The sequence below is a fragment of the Massilia timonae genome (genome assembly GCF_001866515.1).
In the GTDB taxonomy this organism is placed as follows: Bacteria; Pseudomonadota; Gammaproteobacteria; order Burkholderiales; family Burkholderiaceae_D; genus Telluria; species Telluria timonae.
In genome coordinates this window covers 1,179,775-1,192,843 of sequence record NZ_JRYB01000001.1, presented here as the reverse complement: position 1 = coordinate 1,192,843, position 13,069 = coordinate 1,179,775, and the positions used below count along the sequence as shown (strand labels likewise).

The window sequence follows — 13,069 nt, the reverse complement described above, 5'->3', positions numbered from 1 at the left end:
TTTTGGAGTGTAGCATGACCGAAACCGAATTTTTGGACCTTGCCGACCTGACCCTCAAGCAGATCGAGGACGCCTTCGATCGCCTGAACGACGAGGACGTGATCGACGTCGAATGCAAGCGCAGCGGCAACGTGCTGGAGATCGAGTTCATCGACAACGGTTCCAAGATCATCGTCAACAGCCAGGCGCCGTTGCAGGAGATGTGGGTGGCGGCGCGCTCGGGCGGCTACCACTACAAGCGCGTGGGCGACGAATGGCGCAATACCCGCGACGACAGCGAGTTCTTCGCGTCGCTGTCCAGGTATGCGAGCGAGCAGGGCGGGGCGCAGGTGTCGCTGGTCTGAAGTACCGGCCATCGACGACAAAGGCGGCCATTGGCCGCCTTTGTCATTTCTGCACCGTGCCGATCAGAACAACTCGTTCCTCACCGCATCACGCTCCTTCTGCTGTTCCGGCGCCGGCGGCGGGCCGACGTCCAGCGTCTCGACCCCGCTGCCCGGCGGCGTCTCGGCATAGTAGTAATCCGAACCGTACTGCACCAGCCCGGCCGGCACCTCGCGCTCGACGTTGGGTTCACCCTTGAGCGCCTTCTGCATGTAGCCGATCCAGATCGGCAGCGCCAGGCCGCCGCCGGTCTCGCGCGCGCCCAGGTTGCGCGGCTTGTCGTAGCCCATCCAGGCGATGGCCACCACCTTCGGCTGGTAGCCGGCGAACCAGGCGTCGATCGAGTCGTTGGTGGTGCCGGTCTTGCCCGCCAGGTCGGTGCGCTTGAGCGCCATCGCCTTGGCCGCGGTGCCGTGGCGCACCACGTCCTTGAGCATGCTGTCCATCAGGAAGGCGTTGCGGGCGTCGATCACGCGATTGGCTTCAATGCCCGAACGCGCCGGACGCGCTTCGGACAGCACCTTGCCGTCGCTGTCGGTGACCTTCGAGATCAGGTAAGGGCTGATGCGGTAGCCGCCGTTGGCGAACACCGCATAGGCGCCGGCCATCTGCAGCGGCGTGGTCGCGCCGGCGCCCAGCGCCAGGGTCAGGTAGGCTGGATTGCGTTCCGGCTCGAAGCCGAAGCGGCTCGCGAATTCCTGGCCGTAGCGGGCGCCGATCTTGTTCAGCACGCGGATCGAGACCATGTTCTTCGACTGCATCAGGCCACGCCGCATGGTCATCGGACCTTCGTACTTGTTGTCGTAGTTCTTCGGTTCCCACGCCTGGCCGCCGGTCTGGCCGGCGTCGAAGCTGATCGGGGCGTCGTTGACGATCGTCGCCGGCGACAGGCCGCGCTCGAGCGAGGCCGAATAGATGAAGGGCTTGAACGACGAACCCGGCTGGCGCCAGGCCTGCGTCACGTGGTTGAACTTGTTGCGGTTGAAGTCGAAGCCGCCGACCAGGGCGCGGATCGAACCGTCCTCGGTATTGGCCGCCACGAACGCCGATTCGACTTCGGGCATCTGGGTGATCAGCCACTTCGACTCGTCGTCCTGCATCACGCGGATCACCGCGCCGCGGCGCACGCGCCGGTTCGGGGCCGCCTTGTCGGACAGCCAGGCGCGCGCGAAGGCCAGGCCCGGGCCCGAGATCGTGATCGTGTCGCCCGAGGCGATGGTCGCCTGGACCTGGGTGGCGCTGGCCTGCAAGACGACGGCGGCGATGATGTTGTCGCTGTCCGGATGCTCGGCCAGCTCGGCCTCGATCGCTTCGTCGGCGTCAAGCTTGGCGCCCGGGATCTCGATGAACGATTCCGGACCGCGGTAGGGGCGGCGGCGCTCGTAGTCCATCACGCCGCGGCGCAGGGCCAGGTAGGCGGCGTCCTGGTCGGCCTTGGTGATGGTGGTGAACACGTTCAGGCCACGGGTATAGGTGTCTTCCTTGAACTGTTCGTAGACCAGCTGGCGCGCCATCTCGGCCACGTACTCGGCGTGCACGCCGAAGGCGGTGCTGTCCGACTTGATCTTGAGCGGCTCTTGTTTCGCCTGGTTGTATTGCGCCTCGCTGATGTAGCCGAGCGAGTGCATGCGCTGCAGGATGTATTGCTGGCGGGTCTTGGCGCGGGTCGGGTTGACGACCGGATTGTAGGCCGACGGCGCCTTCGGCAGGCCGGCCAGCATGGCCGCTTCGGCCACGGTGATGTCGCGCAAGTCCTTGCCGAAATAGATCTGGGCCGCTGACTGGAAGCCGAAGGCGCGCTGGCCCAGGTAGATCTGGTTCATGTACAGCTCGAGGATCTGGTCCTTGGAGAGGTTCTTCTCGATCTTCCAGGCCAGCAGGGCCTCGTAGGCCTTGCGCTTGAAGGTTTGCTCGGACGACAGGAAGAAGTTGCGCGCGACCTGCTGGGTGATGGTCGAGGCGCCCTGGCGCGAGCCGCTGGTGGCGTTGTGGAAAGCGGCGCGCAGGATGCCCCAGTAGTCGATGCCGCTGTGCTCGTAGAAGCGGTCGTCCTCGATCGACAGCACGGCCTTCTTCATGACGTCCGGGATGTCCTTGAAGTGGACCAGGGTGCGGCGCTCCTCGCCGAATTCGCCGATCAGGACGTTATCGGCTGTAAAGATACGCAGCGGCATCTTGGGCCGGTAGTCGGTGATGGTGTCCAGCGCCGGCAGGTTCGGGTAGGCCATCGCAAGGGCGAACACGACCACCAGCACGCCGATGGCGCCCAGGCCGAACAGGCCGGCGACCGCCATCAGGACCAGGCGTTTGGGGCTGAACTTCGCGGAGGAAGAGGAGGCTGCTTGTTTCTCTTTCATGCTGACTTTCGCTTTGTTGATCCGCCTCATTATAAGGCAGCGGTTTGGTGCCCGATACTCGACGGAGCTTAACGGAACTCAAGGGCAATATTGGCCTGGCAATGAAAACGCCGGAGTGTGGCGCGCACGCCCCGGAAAGGAGTGTTCCAGTGCAGAAATTTCTTGTCCGTAGTCATCCTTTGTTGCTACGATCCGATGCGGTGCTGCACGTAAGTACCGGATTTTTATAAGAAAGTTATAAGAAGTAAATAGCTGTTTTATTTACGACAACATGCAATTCCGGGCCTTTCAAGCTCATTCTGCAGCCACAGGAGTGTATTGGTGATCAATCTGGGGTCCTTGTTTGGACAATCGAGTCCGCCGATGGTCGGGCTCGATATCAGCACGTCCGGCGTCCGCCTGGTCGAGCTGGCCGATGCAGGCAAGGGCATCGTGCGCCTGGAGCGCTACGCCACCGAGGCGCTGCCGCGCGGCGCCGTGGTGGACGGCAATATCGAAAACATGGACCAGGTCGCCGACGCGGTGCGCCGGGTCTGGAAGAAGAGCGGCACCCGCGCCCGCCACGTGGCGCTCGGCATGCCGCCCGCCGCCGTGATCACCAAGAAGATCATCCTGCCGGCCGGTCTGTCGGAAGACCAGCTGGAAGTGCAGGTCGAGTCCGAGGCCAGTCAGTATATCCCGTTCGCGCTCGATGAGGTCAGCCTCGACTTCGACGTGATCGGCGCGGCCCCGAATTCGCTGGACGACATGGAAGTGATGCTGGCCGCCGCGCGCCGCGAAAAGGTCGAGGACCGGGTCGCGATCGCGGAAGCCGCCGGCCTCACCGCCACCGTGATGGACATCGAATCGTACGCCGCGCGCGGCGCGCTCGAACACGCCGCCCTGCCGCGGCAGGACCAGATCGTGGCCCTGTTCCAGATCGGCGCCCACGCCACCCACGTGTCGGTGCTGCTGAACGGCGAAGCGGTCTACGAGCGCGAGCAGCCGTTCGGCGGCAACGCGCTGACCCAGGATATCGTGCGCAGCTACGGCATGGCGTTCGAAGAAGCCGAGACGCGCAAGAAGGCGGGCGACCTGCCCGAGAACTACCGCGCCGACATCCTGGCGCCGTTCCTGGAAAGCGCGGCGCTGGAAATCACGCGCGCCATCCAGTTCTTCTACACCTCGACCCCGTATACCCGGATCGACCAGCTGTACCTGGCCGGCGGCTGCGCGCTGCTGCCCGGGATCCTCGACGTCGTGGCCGGCCGCACCCGCCTGCCGACGCTGCTCGCGGCGCCCTTCGAGGGCATGCAGCTCGGCCCCGGCGTGCGCGAACACCAGCTGCGCCAGGACGCCCCGGCCTACCTGGTCGCCTGCGGCCTGGCGCTGCGGAGGTTCGGCTGATGATCCGGATTAACCTGCTGCCCCACCGCGAAGCCAAGCGCAAGCAGAAGCAGGCCGCCTTCGTCGCCCTGATGGCGCTGGGCGGCGTGCTGGGCGCGATCGTGGTGATGCTGGTCGGCGCCTATAACGCCAGCCAGATCTCGGTCCAGAACCAGCGCAACGAGGTCTTGAAAAAAGCCAGCGCGGAGCTGGACAAGAAGATCGGCGAGATCACCAACCTGAAGGAAGAAATCGCCGCGCTGCAGGCGCGCCAGCAGGCGGTCGAGGACCTGCAGGGCGACCGCAACCAGCCGGTCCACCTGCTCGACGAGCTGGTGCGCCAGACGCCGGAAGGCGTGCACCTGAAATCGGTCAAGCAGAGCGGCCAGCGCGTGATCCTGACCGGCAACGCCCAGTCGCAGGAAAGGGTGGCCGAACTGCTGCGCAACCTGTCGAGCGGATCGGCGTGGCTGCAGGACCCGGACCTGACCGAGGTCCGCGCCGTCAGCCTGGCCCAGGGCAAGGCCAGCCGCAAGGTGGTCGAGTTCACGCTCGGCGTGTCGATCAAGCGCGCGCGCCTGAGCGACGAGGGCGACGAGGCCGCGCACGGCGACAAGCCGGCCGGGGGCAAGCGCGCGGCGGAGAAGTCATGAACATCGACATCAAAGAACTCGGCGCCCGGCTGGCGGCGCAGTTCCAGGACCTGCAGGGCCGTCCGCCCGGCCAGTGGCCGCTGGCGCCGCGCCTGCTGTGCGCCGCCGGCGTGATGGCGGCGGTCGTCGGCCTGGGCTACTACTTCTACTGGAGCGACCAGTTCGCGGCCCAGGAGCGTGGCGCGCGCGACGAGCAGAAGCTGCGCGAGGAGTACAAGACCAAGATGGCGCAGGCGATCAACCTGGAAGCGCTCAAGGCGCAGAAGGCGCAGGTCGACCAATACGTGGTGCGCCTGGAGAAGCAGTTGCCGAGCAAGTCCGAAATGTATTCGCTGCTGTCCGACATCAACCAGTCGGGCGTGGGCCGCGGCCTGCAGTTCGAGCTGTTCAAGCCGGGCCAGGAAGTGGTGCGCGACTACTACGCCGAGCTGCCGATCGATATCAAGGTGAGCGGCCGCTACCACGACATGGGCGCGTTCGCCGCCGACATGGCCAACCTGCCGCGCATCGTCACGCTGAACAACCTGACCCTGCTGGCCGGCAAGGACGGCAGCCTGGGGTTGCAGGCGGTGGCCAAGACCTTCCGCTACCTCGACCAGGAAGAGCTGGCGGCCCAGCGCGCCGCGCGCGCGGCCGAAAAGAAGAAGGGCAAGAAGGGCAAGGGCAAGGCCAAGACCGGGGGCAAGAAATGATGCGCGCACGAGCGATGGGGCGCATGGGCGCGCTGCTGATGGCGGGCAGCCTGCTGGCCGCCTGCGGCGACGGCGGCGTGGGCGAGACCCGGGCCTGGATGAAGGGGGTGGAAAAGCAGACCGTGCCGAAGGTCAAGCCGCTGCCGGAGCCGAAGACCTTCGAGCCCTATGGCTACGATCCGCGCGCGGCGCTCGACCCCTTCGATCCCACCAAGCTGCTGGGCGAGATGGCGCGCATGGCGCAGGCCGGCGGCAATGCCAACCAGCCCGATCTCGAGCGGCCGAAGGAATTGCTGGAGACCTTCCCGCTCGACACGATGCGGATGGTGGGCACGATCCAGAAGGGCGGCGTCAACTACGCGCTGCTGCAGGTCGAGCGTTCGCTGTACCGGGTGCGCAGCGGCCAGCGGATTGGACAGAACTACGGGCGCATCACGCGTGTGAGCGAGGGCGCCGTCGAGATCAGGGAATCGGTACAGGACGCCACTGGCGACTGGGTGGAGCGGATGGCCCACATCGAGCTGCAGAGCCGCGCAGCCAAATAAGGAGAGCAGTAGATGACCTTCAACGTCAAGATTCGCTTCGCCCCGCCGGCCTGGCTGGCGCGCGCCGCGGCCGCACTCATGCTCATGATGTGCGCCGGCGCCGCCCTGGCCCAGGGCAATGCGATCGAGTCGATCACGGCCAACCAGCAGGGCAGCAACGTGGTCATCAACGTGACCATGCGCGAGGTCCCGGCGCGTGCGCCGATCGGCTTCGCGATCACCAACCCGTCCCGCATCGCGCTCGATTTCGGCGCCACCGCCAACGCCACCGGCAAGACGGTGCACGAGCTGAACCTGGGCGACGTGCGCAGCCTGAACGTGGTGCAGGCCGGCGAGCGCACCCGCCTGGTGCTGAACCTGGCGCGCGCCCTGAACTACGCCACCACGATCGACGGCAAGTCGGTGATCGTGACCGTGGAAGGCTCGGGCGGCGTGGCGCGCGCGCTCGACGCCAGCGGCATGCCGGCCGCTGCGGCGGCGCGAGCGTCGCTTCCCGCGACGCGCCCTCAATTGCGCGACCTCGACTTTCGCCGCGGCGCCAATGGCGCCGGCCGGGTCGTGGTCGACCTGCCCGCCAACCAGGTGGCGGTCGACGTGCGCCAGACCGCCGGCGGCGTGACCGTCGACTTCCTCAATGCGCGCCTGCCGGAGTCGCTGCGCCGGCGCCTGGACGTGACCGATTTCGGCACGCCGGTCACCCGCGTCTCGACCCTGGCCCAGGGCGACAATGTGCGCATGACGGTGGAGGCGCAAGGCGACTGGGAACAGTCGGTATTCCAGAGCGACACCCAGCTCGTGGTCGAGGTGCGCAAGGTGGAAAGCGACCCGAATCGCAGCAGCCCGGGCTCGCGCGACAACCCGCAGGGTTATCGCGGCGAGAAGCTGTCGTTCGACTTCCAGGACGTCGAGGTGCGCGCCGCGCTGCAGGCGGTGGCCGACATCTCGGGCCTGAACATCATCGCCAGCGACTCGGTGACCGGTTCGCTGACCCTGCGCCTGAAGGACGTGCCGTGGGACCAGGCGCTGGACGTGATCCTGACCGCCAAGGGCCTGGACCAGCGCAAGAACGGCAACGTGGTGTGGATCGCGCCGAAGGAAGAACTGCTGACCAAGGAAAAGCTCGAGCTCGAGCAGCGCGCCCAGATCGCCGAACTCGAGCCGCTGCGCTCCGAGATCTTCCAGCTCAATTACCAGAAGGCGGAATCGTTCCGCAACGTGTTCGGCCTGGACGCCGGCGGCGCCACCGCGAGCAGCGATGCGGGCGGGCGCAACCGCGTGCTGTCGCGGCGCGGCAGCGCGATCATCGATCCGCGCACCAACCAGCTGTTCGTGACCGACATCGCCGCCAGGATCGAGGACATCCGCAAGCTGATCCAGAAGACCGACATCGCCTCCAAGCAGGTGCTGATCGAGGCGCGCCTGGTCGAGGCCAACGACGGCTTCTCGCGCAACCTCGGCGCCAAGCTCGGCTTCAACGACCTGCGCACCCAGCGCGGCGGCGACTCCGGCTGGCAGATCAGCGGCAACGAGCGCGTCGCCATCGGCGGCAACCTGGCCGGCGTGGGGCAGGTCACGGGCCAGACCCCGGCGACCACCAGCATCGACAACACCACCATGGTCAACCTGCCGGCGGCCGGCATTGGCGGCGTCCCGGCCTCGACGCTGGCGTTCTCGCTGTTCTCGTCGGCCGCCAACCGCTTCCTGAACCTGGAACTGTCGGCGCTGGAAGCCGACGGCAAGGGCAAGATCATCTCGAGCCCGCGCGTGGTCACCGAGGACAAGCAGGTCGCCGTGATCGAGCAGGGCGTCGAGCTGCCCTACGAGCAGGCGACCAGCAGCGGCGCCACCTCGATCTCGTTCAAGAAGGCCAACCTGCGCTTGGAAGTGACGCCGCAGATCACGCCGGACGGCAACGTGGTGCTGGAAGTGGACGTCAACAAGGATTCGAAGGGTGAAGAGACGCGCGCCGGCTTCGCGATCAACACCCAGCACGTCAAGACCAAGGTGATGGTCGAGAACGGCGGCACGGTGGTGCTGGGCGGGATCTACCAGCAGACCGAGCGCAACAACGTGACCAAGGTGCCGCTGCTGGGCGACGTCCCGCTGCTGGGCTACCTGTTCAAGACCAGCGGCGTCGAGCACAGCAAGACCGAGCTGCTGGTCTTCATCACCCCGAAGATCGTGAACGAGAACGTGGCGGGCACGCGCTGAACCGACCTTAATTTCTTCCCCCAACCGATAATAATATGAAAAACCAGCACATCAAGTACGGCAGCCTGGCGCTGCTCCTGGCCGCGACCCTGTCCGCCTGCGGCGGCGGCGGCGGCAACCCGGGCACACCTAGCGGCAGCGGCGGCAGCGGCACCGGCAGCACGCCGGTCACGCCGGCCGCGCCGACCGTCGGCGTCAGCCTGGTCAATGCCACGGGCAGCGCCAGCACCTCGCTCTCCGGCGCCACCCCGCTGACGGTGCGCGCCCTGGTGCTCGACGCCAACAAGCAGCCGGTGCCGAATGCGCTGGTCACCTTCACCACCGCCGACGACCTGGCCGTGTTCGCGCCGGGCGCAGGCACCGCCCTGACCGACGCCAGCGGCACCGCCAGCATCACCATGCGCGTGGCCAGCCTGGCGGCCGGCGGCGCCGGCGCCGTCACGGCCAGCGTCACCGTGGCCGGCACCGCCGTCACCAACACCGCCAACTACGCGGTCAACGCCACCGCGCTGACCTTCAGCGCGCTGCGCCTGGAGCCAGGCAGCATCAATGCCTACGACTCGAGCAAGATCGCGGTCGACCTGCTGGCCAACGGCGCCAGGTACACCGGCCAGGTCAACGTCAACTTCACCTCGGCCTGCGTCGCCGCCGGCAAGGCCACGCTGGCCGCCGTCGTCGCGACCAGCAACGGCACCGCGGAGACGGTCTACCGCGATCAGGGTTGCGGCAACAACGACACCATCACCGTGACCGCCGACGGCGTCGCGACCCCGGCCACGGGTTCGCTCGTGATCGCCCAGCCGGGCGCCGCGTCGGTGCAGTTCGTCGAGGCGCTGCCGACCGACAAGTCGATCGTGATCCGCGGCCAGGGCGGCATCAACCGCACCGAGACCGCGACCCTGCGCTTCCGCGTGTTCGACCTGTTCAATCGTCCGCTGGCCAACAAGCAGGTCGATTTCATCGCCGAACCCGAGAACCTGGTCACCCTGAACAAGACGACCGACCGCACCGACCAGAACGGCGAGGTGATCACCACCGTCAATTCGGGCAACGTGCCGACCTCGTTCCGCGTGCACGCCGTGCTGCCGGGGACCACGCCCGTCATCTCGACCACCTCGGATTCGATCGTCGTGACCACCGGCCTGCCGACCCAGCGCGCGTTCTCGATCTCGACCACCAGCGGCAACGTGGACGGCTGGTCGTTCGACAGCGGCACCACGACCCCGGCCGCCACCGTCAACGTGCTGCTGGCCGACCAGTTCGGCAATCCGGTGGCGGATGGCACGCCGATCGTGTTCCAGACCAATATCGGCGCCATCGGCACCTCGAGCTCGGGCGGCTGCGTCACCGTCAACGGCGGCTGCTCGGTCCCGTTCCGCACGCAAGAGCCCCGCGTCGCGCTGCCGAACACCCCGGCCACGCCATGCAATACCGGCCCGAATGCGACCCCGGACAGCACCCGTCCGGGCGTGGCCACGATCTGCGCCAGCACCACCGACGGCAGCAATACCCAGTTCGTCAAGACGACGATCACGTTCAGCGACGAAACCCTGGCCCGTGCCTACGTCAACGGCGCCACGTCGCCGTCGACCGGCGACCTGGGCAGCGCCAGCGCCAACGACCCGAAAGTGTTCGTGGTCCAGCTGACCGACCTGAACGGCAACCCGTTGCCGTCCGAGTCGACCGTGGCGGTCACCGGCCTGGTCAACGCCACCCTGGTCGACATCAGCCCGGCCCGCGTGCCGAGCATCTTCGCCGCCGCCGGAACCGGCGCGCAGGGTTCGTCGCACCGGATCACCCTGAGCGCCACCGGGACCAAGCCCTGCACCGCGGGCGCCCGGGCGACCTTCAATGTGAGCGTCACCACGCCGCGCGGCGACGTCAGTTCGCTGCCGTTCTCGCTGAACTTCACTTGTCCATAAAATTCGCGGATTGACAGGCGGCCAGTCTATACTGGCCGTCTTTTCATTAGAGCGGGTTTGGTAGTGCCACATCCCAAGAACGACAATATCTTCCTTGTTGGCCTGATGGGGGCAGGGAAGACCACGATCGGACGATTGCTTGCACGCAAGCTCAATCGCCGCTTCGTCGATTCCGACCACGAGATCGAGGCGCGCACCGGCGCCACCATCCCCTGGATCTTCGAGATCGAGGGCGAGGCCTGCTTCCGGCGGCGCGAAGCGGACGTGATCCGCGACCTCTCCGGCCAGCAGGGCCTGGTGCTGGCCACCGGCGGCGGCGCGGTGCTCAATCCGCACAGCCGCGCCCTGCTGGCCGAGCGCGGCACCGTGATCTACCTGCGCGCCTCGATCGGCAGCATCCTGCAGCGCACCGCCCACGACAAGAACCGTCCGCTGCTGCAGACGGCCGACCCGCGCGCGAAACTCGAAGAGCTGTGGGCCCAGCGCGATCCGCTGTACCGCGAGATTGCGGACCTGGTCATCGACACCGGCCGTCCTAACGTACAATCGATGGTACAAACCATATTGGACCAGCTGGCGGCGCAGGAAATGGCTCGCGCGCGCCGGCTTGCAAGGACATCGATGAACGAACAGGACCGCATCACCCTCAACGTCGACCTCGGCGAACGCAGCTATCCGATCGCGATCGGCCCCGGCCTGCTGGACGACGCCGCGCTGCTCGCGCGCCACATCGGCGGCAACAAGGTGGCCATCGTCACCAACACCACCGTCGCGCCGCTGTACCTGGACAAGGTGGCCGGCCACCTGCGCGCCGCGGGCCGCGACGTGGTCGAGATCGTGCTGCCGGACGGCGAAGAGCACAAGAACTGGCAGTCGCTCAACCTCGTCTACGACGCGCTGCTGCAGAACAAATGCGACCGCAAGACCACGCTGGTGGCGCTGGGCGGCGGCGTGATCGGCGACCTGACGGGCTTCGCCGCCTCGAGCTATATGCGCGGCGTGCCCTTCGTGCAGATCCCGACCACCCTGCTGTCCCAGGTCGATTCCTCGGTCGGCGGCAAGACCGGCATCAACCACCCGCTGGGCAAGAACATGATCGGCGCCTTCTACCAGCCGCGCGCCGTCATCGCCGACACCGCGACGCTCGACACGCTGCCGCCGCGCGAGCTGTCGGCCGGCCTGGCCGAAGTGATCAAGCACGGCGCCATCCTCGACGCGACCTTCTTCGACTGGATCGAGGCCAATATCGAGAAACTGATGGCCCGCGAGCCGCAAGCCATCGCCCACGCGATCGCGCGCTCGTGCGAGATCAAGTCCGAGGTGGTGCGCAAGGACGAACGCGAAGGCGGCCTGCGCGCGGTGCTGAACTTCGGCCATACCTTCGGCCACGCGATCGAGAACGGCCTGGGCTACGGCGAATGGCTGCACGGCGAGGCGGTCGGCTGCGGCATGGTGATGGCGGCCGACATGTCGGCGCGCCTGGGCCTGATCGAGCCCGCCGCCGTGGAGCGCGTGCGCGCCCTGGTGCGCGCCGCCGGCCTGCCGGCCGTGGCGCCGGATCTGGGCGAGGCGCGCTGGATCGAGCTGATGGAAGTCGACAAGAAGAACGAGGGCGGGGAGATCCGGTTCATCCTGCTCAAGCCGCTCGGCAGCCCGTCGATCACCACGGCGCCGCTGGACATCCTGCGCTCGACCCTGGCGGCGTGCAGCGGCTGAAAGGCGCATGATGGACTTCGACGCCGGCCTTGCCCCCTACGCGGCGCACTCGTCGCAGTCGCGCGGACGGCGCCACTCCGAGCCGGGCCCGGGTTCGCGCAGCGAATACCAGCGCGACCGCGACCGCATCATCCATTCGACCGCCTTTCGCCGGCTGGAATACAAGACCCAGGTCTTCCTCAACCACGAGGGCGACCTGTTCCGCACCCGGCTGACCCACAGCATCGAAGTGGCGCAGATCGGCCGCACCCTGGCGCGCAGCCTGCGCCTGAACGAAGACCTGGTCGAAGCCACCGCGCTGGCGCACGACCTGGGCCACACGCCCTTCGGCCACGTGGGCCAGGACGTGCTCAACGACTGCATGAAGGATTTCGGCGGCTTCGAGCACAACCTGCAAAGCCTGCGCGTGGTCGACCACCTCGAAGAGCACTACGGCGCCTTCGACGGCCTGAACCTCACGTTCGAGACGCGCGAGGGCATCCTCAAGCACTGCTCGCTCAACAATGCGCGCCAGCTGGGCGAGCTGGGCCAGCGTTTCATCGACCGCAGCCAGCCCAGCCTGGAAGCGCAGCTGACCAACCTGGCCGACGAGATCGCGTACAACAACCACGACATCGACGACGGCCTGCGTTCGGGGCTGCTCACCATGGTCCAGATGGAAGAGGTGGAGCTGTTCGCGCGCCTGCGCAGGCAGGTCGAGCAGCAATACCCTGGCCTGGCGGGACGCCGTGCGCTGTACGAGACGATCCGCCTGATGATCACGGCGATGACGGCCGATCTCGTGGAGACTTCACGACAGCGCATCCTGGACGTGAACCCGCGGAACATCGACGACGTGCGCGCCGGCCCGCCGCTGATCCGCTTCTCGGACACCATGCGCGCCGAGACCACGGCCCTCAAGCGTTTCCTGTACGCCGACCTGTACCGCCACTTCCAGGTCAACCGCATGCGGGTCAAGGCGAGCCGCATCGTGCGCGAGCTGTTCCAGGCCTTCCTGGACGATCCGGTGCTGCTGCCGAACGACTACCAGGTCGAGGGCGACCCGATCAGGCAGGCGCGCAAGATCGCCGACTACATCGCCGGCATGACCGACCGCTACGCGATCCGCGAGCATCGGCGCATTTTTTCGCTCGACCACTTCTAAGCGCTGGCGCTGCCGGCCGGGCGCCGCCGCGTCCCCACGGGCGCGCGAGCGGTGTCTCGGTGCGCCATAACCTCTGGATC

Annotated in this window: 10 protein-coding genes; 9 read left to right on the top strand and 1 reads right to left on the bottom strand. The window is 67.1% G+C overall.

What is annotated here, in order from left to right:
- The first annotated feature begins 14 nt into the window (after positions 1–14).
- The gene (gene cyaY, locus LO55_RS05205; protein ID WP_071360707.1) at positions 15–344 is read left to right on the top strand and encodes an iron donor protein CyaY; all 330 of its coding nucleotides are present in this window, start codon (positions 15–17) and stop codon (positions 342–344) included.
- 63 nt (positions 345–407) lie between these two features.
- Here the strand turns inward: cyaY and LO55_RS05200 are convergent, their stop codons facing one another.
- Positions 408–2,741 carry a penicillin-binding protein 1A gene (locus LO55_RS05200; protein WP_071360706.1) on the bottom strand — a complete coding sequence of 778 codons (2,334 nt, stop codon included), beginning with the start codon at positions 2,739–2,741 and terminating at the stop codon, positions 408–410.
- Positions 2,742–3,104: 363 nt separating this feature from the next.
- On the opposite strand from LO55_RS05200, the gene LO55_RS05195 reads away from it, so the two are divergent.
- From LO55_RS05195 to LO55_RS05160, 8 genes are all read left to right on the top strand, one after another.
- Positions 3,105–4,127 (top strand): pilus assembly protein PilM, encoded by a 1,023-nt coding sequence (locus tag LO55_RS05195; protein WP_143054454.1) that lies wholly within the window; start codon positions 3,105–3,107, stop codon positions 4,125–4,127.
- A complete protein-coding gene (locus LO55_RS05190; RefSeq protein ID WP_071360705.1) occupies positions 4,127–4,759 on the top strand; it encodes a PilN domain-containing protein in 633 nt (210 codons plus the stop codon). The genes LO55_RS05195 and LO55_RS05190 overlap by 1 nt, the downstream gene beginning before the upstream one ends.
- Positions 4,756–5,451 (top strand): type IV pilus inner membrane component PilO, encoded by a 696-nt coding sequence (locus tag LO55_RS05185; RefSeq protein ID WP_005663365.1) that lies wholly within the window; start codon positions 4,756–4,758, stop codon positions 5,449–5,451. Before LO55_RS05190 ends, LO55_RS05185 begins: the two co-directional genes overlap by 4 nt.
- Entirely contained in the window at positions 5,448–5,996 is a 549-nt protein-coding gene (locus LO55_RS05180; RefSeq protein WP_071360704.1) for a pilus assembly protein PilP, read from the top strand. Before LO55_RS05185 ends, LO55_RS05180 begins: the two co-directional genes overlap by 4 nt.
- Positions 5,997–6,008: 12 nt before the next feature.
- Positions 6,009–8,207, top strand: coding sequence for a type IV pilus secretin PilQ (locus tag LO55_RS05175; protein ID WP_071360703.1), 2,199 nt, complete (start codon positions 6,009–6,011; stop codon positions 8,205–8,207).
- Positions 8,208–8,242: 35 nt separating this feature from the next.
- Complete coding sequence (locus LO55_RS05170) at positions 8,243–10,129, top strand: Ig-like domain-containing protein (RefSeq protein ID WP_071360702.1); 1,887 nt, start codon at positions 8,243–8,245, stop codon at positions 10,127–10,129.
- Positions 10,130–10,234: 105 nt separating this feature from the next.
- A complete protein-coding gene (aroKB, locus tag LO55_RS05165) occupies positions 10,235–11,845 on the top strand; it encodes a bifunctional shikimate kinase/3-dehydroquinate synthase AroKB (RefSeq protein ID WP_071360701.1) in 1,611 nt (536 codons plus the stop codon).
- Between the two features lie 10 nt (positions 11,846–11,855).
- Positions 11,856–12,989, top strand: a complete 1,134-nt coding sequence (locus LO55_RS05160) for a deoxyguanosinetriphosphate triphosphohydrolase (RefSeq protein WP_071360700.1) — start codon at positions 11,856–11,858, stop codon at positions 12,987–12,989.
- Positions 12,990–13,069 lie beyond the last annotated feature (80 nt).

Excerpts from the sequence above, each read along its gene's own strand:
- cyaY (WP_071360707.1), top strand. The coding sequence starts at position 15 with ATGACCGAAACCGAATTTTTGGACCTTGCCGACCTGACCCTCAAGCAG.
- LO55_RS05200 (WP_071360706.1), bottom strand. The coding sequence starts at position 2,741 with ATGAAAGAGAAACAAGCAGCCTCCTCTTCCTCCGCGAAGTTCAGCCCC.
- LO55_RS05195 (WP_143054454.1), top strand. The coding sequence starts at position 3,105 with ATGGTCGGGCTCGATATCAGCACGTCCGGCGTCCGCCTGGTCGAGCTG.
- LO55_RS05190 (WP_071360705.1), top strand. The coding sequence starts at position 4,127 with ATGATCCGGATTAACCTGCTGCCCCACCGCGAAGCCAAGCGCAAGCAG.
- LO55_RS05185 (WP_005663365.1), top strand. The coding sequence starts at position 4,756 with ATGAACATCGACATCAAAGAACTCGGCGCCCGGCTGGCGGCGCAGTTC.
- LO55_RS05180 (WP_071360704.1), top strand. The coding sequence starts at position 5,448 with ATGATGCGCGCACGAGCGATGGGGCGCATGGGCGCGCTGCTGATGGCG.
- LO55_RS05175 (WP_071360703.1), top strand. The coding sequence starts at position 6,009 with ATGACCTTCAACGTCAAGATTCGCTTCGCCCCGCCGGCCTGGCTGGCG.
- LO55_RS05170 (WP_071360702.1), top strand. The coding sequence starts at position 8,243 with ATGAAAAACCAGCACATCAAGTACGGCAGCCTGGCGCTGCTCCTGGCC.
- aroKB (WP_071360701.1), top strand. The coding sequence starts at position 10,235 with ATGGGGGCAGGGAAGACCACGATCGGACGATTGCTTGCACGCAAGCTC.
- LO55_RS05160 (WP_071360700.1), top strand. The coding sequence starts at position 11,856 with ATGGACTTCGACGCCGGCCTTGCCCCCTACGCGGCGCACTCGTCGCAG.